This window comes from Micromonospora sp. ABR4_055, from assembly GCF_056160425.1.
On the sequence record NZ_JBSWXD010000245.1, the window covers coordinates 1 to 6,491 of the forward strand.

The 6,491-nt window shown below is 69.9% G+C and carries 4 protein-coding genes; 2 read left to right on the plus strand and 2 right to left on the minus strand.

Annotated elements, in window-relative coordinates; all coding sequences use genetic code 11:
- Window positions 1-45 precede the first annotated feature (45 nt).
- The gene (locus ACXAHD_RS30905) at window positions 46-2,307 is read right to left on the minus strand and encodes a carbohydrate-binding protein (RefSeq protein WP_475054981.1); all 2,262 of its coding nucleotides are present in this window, start codon (window positions 2,305-2,307) and stop codon (window positions 46-48) included.
- Window positions 2,304-3,122, minus strand: coding sequence for a ThuA domain-containing protein (locus ACXAHD_RS30910; RefSeq protein WP_475054978.1), 819 nt, complete (start codon window positions 3,120-3,122; stop codon window positions 2,304-2,306). Before ACXAHD_RS30910 ends, ACXAHD_RS30905 begins: the two co-directional genes overlap by 4 nt.
- A gap of 248 nt (window positions 3,123-3,370) precedes the next feature.
- On the opposite strand from ACXAHD_RS30910, the gene ACXAHD_RS30915 reads away from it, so the two are divergent.
- Window positions 3,371-5,386 (plus strand): cellulase family glycosylhydrolase, encoded by a 2,016-nt coding sequence (locus ACXAHD_RS30915; protein WP_289213218.1) that lies wholly within the window; start codon window positions 3,371-3,373, stop codon window positions 5,384-5,386.
- 146 nt (window positions 5,387-5,532) lie between these two features.
- Window positions 5,533-6,360, plus strand: coding sequence for a CRISPR system precrRNA processing endoribonuclease RAMP protein Cas6 (cas6, locus tag ACXAHD_RS30920; RefSeq protein ID WP_281550663.1), 828 nt, complete (start codon window positions 5,533-5,535; stop codon window positions 6,358-6,360).
- Window positions 6,361-6,491: the final 131 nt, after the last annotated feature.

Genomic DNA, 6,491 nt, shown 5'->3' on the forward strand with positions numbered 1-6,491 from the left:
CCCCCCCCCCCCCCCCCTCCCCCCCCCCCCCGCAGCCCTTGTCGATCAGCTGGCGGTGCAGCTCAGCGACGACACGTTGGCTCCGTTGTTGCCCGAGCCGATGAAGCCGAACGTCGTACTGGCTCCGGCGCCGAGCGACCCGTTGTAAGAGACATTGCGTGCGGTCACGTTGGCACCGCTCGACGTGACCGTGGCACTCCAGGACTGGCTGACGGTCTGCCCGCCGTTGAACGTCCAGGTGACCGTCCAGCCGCTCGACGTTGATCCGGCGGTGACCCGTACCTCACCCTGGAAGCCACCTTGCCACTGCCCGATCACCGAGTACGCCGCCGAGCACGACGGCCCGGTGGACGGCGGCGGGGTCGTGCCGCCACCGCGGAAGGTGAACTCGTCGACGTCGAACAGGTAGCTGGAGCCACCGGTGAAGACGAGGAACAGGTTCTGCGTACCGCTGGGTGGGGTGAGCGTGCCGGTGACGGTGGTCCAGGTCTCCCAGTCGCCGGTCGGACTCACGGTCGCCGTACCGATGACGGGTCCCGACGCCGAGCCGGTCCGCAGCGAGATGGTGCCGCCGGAGCCGGCGGAGGCGACCCGGGCGGTGAACGACGTGGCCCCGGCCAGGTTGTACGGGGTGAACGAGATCCAGTCGCCGTTCTCGATGTAGCCGACCGCGCTGCCGCCGTGGGCGGAGGGCTTCTCCACCAGGGTGGTGCCCTGCTGGTCGCCGTAGTGCTCGGCCTGGCGGGTCCGGGGCTGCAGCACCGTCTGCGTCGAGGTCACCGGGATGGTCGCGCCCACCGGGGTGTACTCGGCGATCATGACTCCGAAGATGTTCGCGTTCGGGTCGTGTTCGCCGTCCACGGTGGTCTGCAGGGTGCCCGAGCAGCCGGTGGCGCTGGAGATGCCGTGAGCGTGGCTGTCGTGCCCGAGCAGATAGTTGACCTTCACCCGGCTGCAGTCGATGGTCGGCGCGTTCCGGTCGGTGACCGTCACCTCGAACGGGATGGCGTCACCGAACTCGAACAGCCGGCCGTTGCTTGGTAGGTCGAGGGTGACCGTCGGCCGGCCCACCCCGATCACCACGCTCGCGGTGGCGCTGCGGCCGGTGCTGTCGCGCACCGTGAGCGTCGCCGTGAACTCGCCGTTGCTGGTGTACGTGTACGACGGGTTCGGCTGCGTCGAGTCGGTGCTGCCGTCCGTGGTGAAGTCCCACGCGTACGTGATGGCGTCCCCGTCCGGGTCGCTGGTCCCGGCCGAGCTGAACTGTACGGTCAGCGGCGCGTTGCCGGTGGTCGGGTCGGCGGACGCGGCGGCGATCGGCGATCGGCCGCCGCCGGAGCTGTACTCGATGCGGTACACCGCCGAGCTGGCGTCGCCGCTGCCCCAGCCGGTGCCGTAGTCGAGCACGTAGAGTGCACCCTCCGGCCCGAACTCCAGGTCCATCACCTGGGTGCCGGTGTAGTCCGGGAACGGGTCGATCGAGCCCACCCCGCCGGAGCCGGTGACCGTGACCGTCTTGATCCACCGCCGGCCGAACTCGCCGATGAACACCTTGCCGTCCATCGACGCCGGGAACTTCACTTCGGAGGCGAGCGAGGCGTCGTAGTTGTAGACCACGGCGTCCATCGGAGACAGGCTGCCGCAGCACAGCTCCGGCGGGTTCTGCTCGCCACCGTACGGCAGCCAGGCCCGCTGGGACGGGGGCAGTTGGGTGATACCGGAGTTGTTCGGGGAGTTGTTCACCGGGCCGCCGGAGCAGTTGAACGGTGCACCGGAGGGGCCGGACGGGAACGTGAAGTCGATGTACGGCGTGTTGTAGTTCGAGCAGTACGGCCAGCCGTAGAAACCGGGCTGGGCGATGCGTTCGAACGCGACATGGTTCGCCGGCCCGCGGTTGGGGTCGGCGGTGCCGGCGTCCGGCCCGTACTCGCCGAGGTAGACGACGCCGGTCGCCTTGTCCACGGACATCCGGAACGGGTTACGGAAGCCCATCGCGTAGATCTCCGGCTTGGTGTTCGCCGTGCCGGCCGGGAACATGTTGCCGGCCGGGATGGTGTACCCACCGTTTGCACTCGGCCGGATCCGCAGCACCTTGCCCCGCAGGTCGTTGCTGTTGCCGGCGGTACGCTGCGCGTCGTACGCCGGGTTGCGGTTGGACCGTTCGTCGATCGGCGTGTAGCCGCTGGAGTCGAACGGGTTGGTGTCGTCTCCGGTCGACAGGTAGAGGTTGCCGTCCGCGTCGAAGTCGATGTCACCGCCGACGTGGCAGCACATGCCGCGGCTGGTCGGGACCTGCAGGACCGTCACCTCCGACGCCCGGTCCAGGGTGTGGTCGGCGTTGACCGCGAAGCGGGACAGCCGGTTGTGTCCGTTGAACGGTGCGAACTGCGACGCCGAGCCGGTCGACGGCGCGTCGCCGCCCGGGTGGACAGCGGCGGCGAGTAGTACACGTAGACCCATCGGTTGATGGCGAAGTTCGGGTCCACCTTGATGCTCTGCAGACCTTCCTCGTCGTGGGTGTACACCGGGATGGTCAGCGCCACCTTGGTGTTGCCGGCCGCGTCGGTGTAGCGGATGGTGCCTTCGCGGGAGGTGTGCAGCACGCCCCGGTTCGGCAGCACGGTCATGCCCATCGGCTCGCCGACCTCGGCCACCCCCTTGGCCAGGGTGACCTGGCTGTAGCCGGGTGGTATCTGGCTGGTCGAGCAGTTGCCGGTGACCTGCGCGGCGTACTGGATGCCGCCCAGCACGTGGCGGCGGAAGTTCGCGTCGCTGAAGCTCTCGTTGGTGTGGCCCATGCCGGTGTACCAGGAGCGGCCACCGTCGTAGCCCCGGCACCACGCGATCGGGTGGTCGCTGCCCATCGTGCCGCCGGTGTACGTGCTTTCGTCCACGGTGGCCAGGATGTGGTTGTCCGAGCGTGGGTTGGTCCGGTAGTTGTACCGCTCGTCGTAGCGGTTCCACGCGGTCGGCAGCCCGGCGGTCGACGGGTGCGAGCTGTCCTCGATCCGTACGGTGGCGTTCTGGTTCGCCGGGTGGCTGGCGAAGTACGCGCCGACCAGGTCGCCGTACGGGCGGGCTCGCCAGGGCGGCCCTGCTCGCCTTCGCCCGGGGCGACACACGATGCCGGCTCCAAGTCACCGCGTCGCTATCGAAGGCCGTCGTTGCAACCCTACGGGAGCCACAAAATGGAAGTCAATGGATCTGCAACAGCCCGGACGGGCCCAGCGGTACGCCCGCCGGGACCACGTCCTTCCATTACGACCTTGGTACGTCGTAATCTCTGTCGATGGAAGCGCTCCCACGATCGCCCAACCCACGACAGGAGAACCTCTACATGCCGTCGATACGGACACGGTGGGCCGCCACAATGGCGGCCGGCCTGCTGCTCGGAGCGGTCGCCGCCGTCCCGACCACCCCCGCCACGGCAGCCGCCGCCCCACCGGCTGCCCGCACCGACACGTCAGCCACCACATCAGCCACAGCCACCACATCAGCCGCGGCCGCGGCCGCTCAGGCCGTACCGGCGAACGACTGGCTGCACACCGACGGCAACACGATCGTCGACGAGGCCGGCAACCAGGTGTGGCTCACCGGGGCCAACTGGTTCGGCTACAACGCCACCGAGCGGGTCTTCCACGGCCTGTGGTCGGCCAACATCGAGGCGGTCACCCGCGCGATGGCACAGCGCGGCATCAACATCGTCCGGGTGCCGATCTCGACCCAGCTGCTGCTGGAGTGGAAGGCCGGCCAGCCGCTGGCCCGGCCCAACATCAACGCGTACGTCAATCCCGAGCTCGACGGGCTGAACAACCTGCAGATCTTCGACTACTGGCTCGACCTGTGCGAACAGTACGGGCTGAAGGTCATGCTGGACGTGCACAGCGCCGAAGCGGACAACTCCGGCCACCTCTACCCGATGTGGTTCAAGGGCTCGATCACGCCGGAGGACTTCTACCAGGGCTGGGAGTGGGTGGCCGAGCGCTACCGCGACAACGACACGATCGTCGCGATGGACATCGAGAACGAGCCGCACGGCACCCCGAACGACCCGCAGCGGGCCAAGTGGGACTCCTCGACCGACCAGGACAACTTCAAGCACGCCTGCGAGACGGCCGGCCGACGGATCCTGGCGATCAACCCCGACCTGCTGATCCTCTGCGAAGGCATCGAGGTCTACCCGCGCCCGCACGCCGACTGGGACTCCCCCAACACCAACCCGGACCTCAGCCCGAACTACTTCTACAACTGGTGGGGCGGCAACCTGCGGGGCGTCGCCGAGCACCCGGTCGACCTGGGCGCCAACCAGGACCAGCTGGTCTACTCCCCGCACGACTACGGCCCGCTGGTATACGAGCAGCCGTGGTTCCAGGGCGAGTTCGACAAGGCGTCGCTGACCGAGGACGTGTGGCGGCCCAACTGGCTCTACATCCACGAGGACGACACCGCGCCGCTGCTGATCGGCGAATGGGGCGGCCGGTACGGCCAGGACGCCCGGCAGGACAAGTGGCTGCACGCCCTGCGCGACCTGATGATCGACTACGGCATCCACCACACGTTCTGGTCGCTGAACCCCAACTCCGGTGACACCGGCGGCCTGCTGCTCGACGACTGGACCAGCTGGGACGAGGTCAAGTACAACCAGGTGCTCAAGCCGGCACTGTGGCAGCACGACGGCAAGTTCGTCAGCCTCGACCACCAGGTGCCGCTCGGCGGGGCCGGTTCCACCACCGGGATCAGCCTCGCGCAGCGCTACAGCGACGGCGGCGGGGACGACGACGTGACCGCGCCGACCGCGCCCGGCCAGCCGACCGCCAGCGACGTCACCGCCGACTCGGTGACGTTGACCTGGGCGGCGTCGACCGACAACGTCGGCGTCACCTCGTACCAGGTGCTGCGGTCGACCGGCGGTGCGCCGGCCACCCTGGTCGCCACGGTCTCCGGCACCGCGTACACCGTGTCCGGCCTGACCGCCGAGACCAGCTACACGTTCACGGTGCGGGCCCGCGACGCCGCCGGCAACGTCTCGCCGGCCTCACCGGCGCGGACGGTCACCACCGCGGCCGACGACGGCGGCCCCGGCGACGACGGCTGCACCGCGACGTACACGGTGACCAGCAGCTGGCAGGGCGGCTTCCAGGGCAGCATCGAGGTGCGCAACACCGGCACCTCGGCGATCTCCGGCTGGACGCTCACCTGGACCAACCCGAGCGGTACGTCGATCGGGTCGCTGTGGAACGGCCGGTTGACCACGTCCGGCGGGGTGAACACGGTACGCAACGAGCCGTACAACGGGGCCCTCGCGCCGGACGCCGCCACCACGGTCGGCTTCGTCGGCTCCGGTCCTGGCACCACGCCGACCGATCTGAGCTGCACCGCGTCCTGAGCGAACCCGAGTTCGGACCGAATCCGGACCCGATCCGCTGCCCGACCCCGACCGGGTCGGGCAGCGGATCCCCCGGCCCGTTGGCGCCGGTCTGCTTGAGTGGGGGCACTCACCGACCACACCAGACCGAGAGGGTACGCCGGCCGATGCCCACCCAGATCGTCGTCTCCCTGGTGCCGACCGCCGCCACGGCGGTCCCGCCGCCGCACACCGGCCCGGCCGTCTACGCCGCGTTCCTCAAAGCGGTCCGCGCCGTCGACCCGGAGCTGTCCGCGATCATGCACGACAGCCCCCGGTACAAGCCGTTCACCCTCAGCCCGGTCCTCGACGAGCAGGGCCGGCCACCGTCGACACCGGGGCAGCCGGCCCGGATCGTGGCCGGCCTGCTGATCGACGCGTACGCCGCCCCGGTGCTCGCCGCGCTGCACCACGCCGCCGGGCATCAGATCGCACAGACCCGGTACCGCACCGTCGACGTCGCCGTGCACGCGGTGTCGTACGCCGAGCTGGCCACCGGCGCCGACCCGGCCGCCACCACCTGGGCGTACGACCTGCTGACCCCGGTCGGGTTCGCCACCGGACGCGGGGACGGTGCCCGCCGCCAGCGCCCCTGGCCGGACGCGGAGCGGGTGTTTACCAACCTGACCCGGCGCTGGGACGCGTTCGCCGGGGAGGTGGCGTTGCCGACGTCGGCGGAGCCGGCGGTCGTCGACCATCTGGAGGCGGTCGACGCCCAACTGCGGATGGTCACGCACCTGGTGGAGCCGGGGCAGCGTAACCCGCAGCACCGGTTCCGCCGGGGCACGGTCGGCTCGGTGACCTTCCAGTTGGCGGAGGCGTCGGGGGTGCCCGGCGACGCGCGGCGGGCGGTGGACGCCCTGGCGGCGTTCGCCAGCTACGCCGGCTTCGGTGACCGGACCGCGATGGGCATGGGCCACGTCCGGCGCAGACTCAGCCCGCCCCCGCAGCAGTGATCCACTTCGGCTCATCGGACTGCCGCCCGGCGTGTCGGGTCGATGAACCGCAGCGGATCAAGGCCAGCCGGTGACGACCGTTGGCCAGGGGTGTGGGTTGGGGGGGCGAGAATACGCAACACAACGAAAAA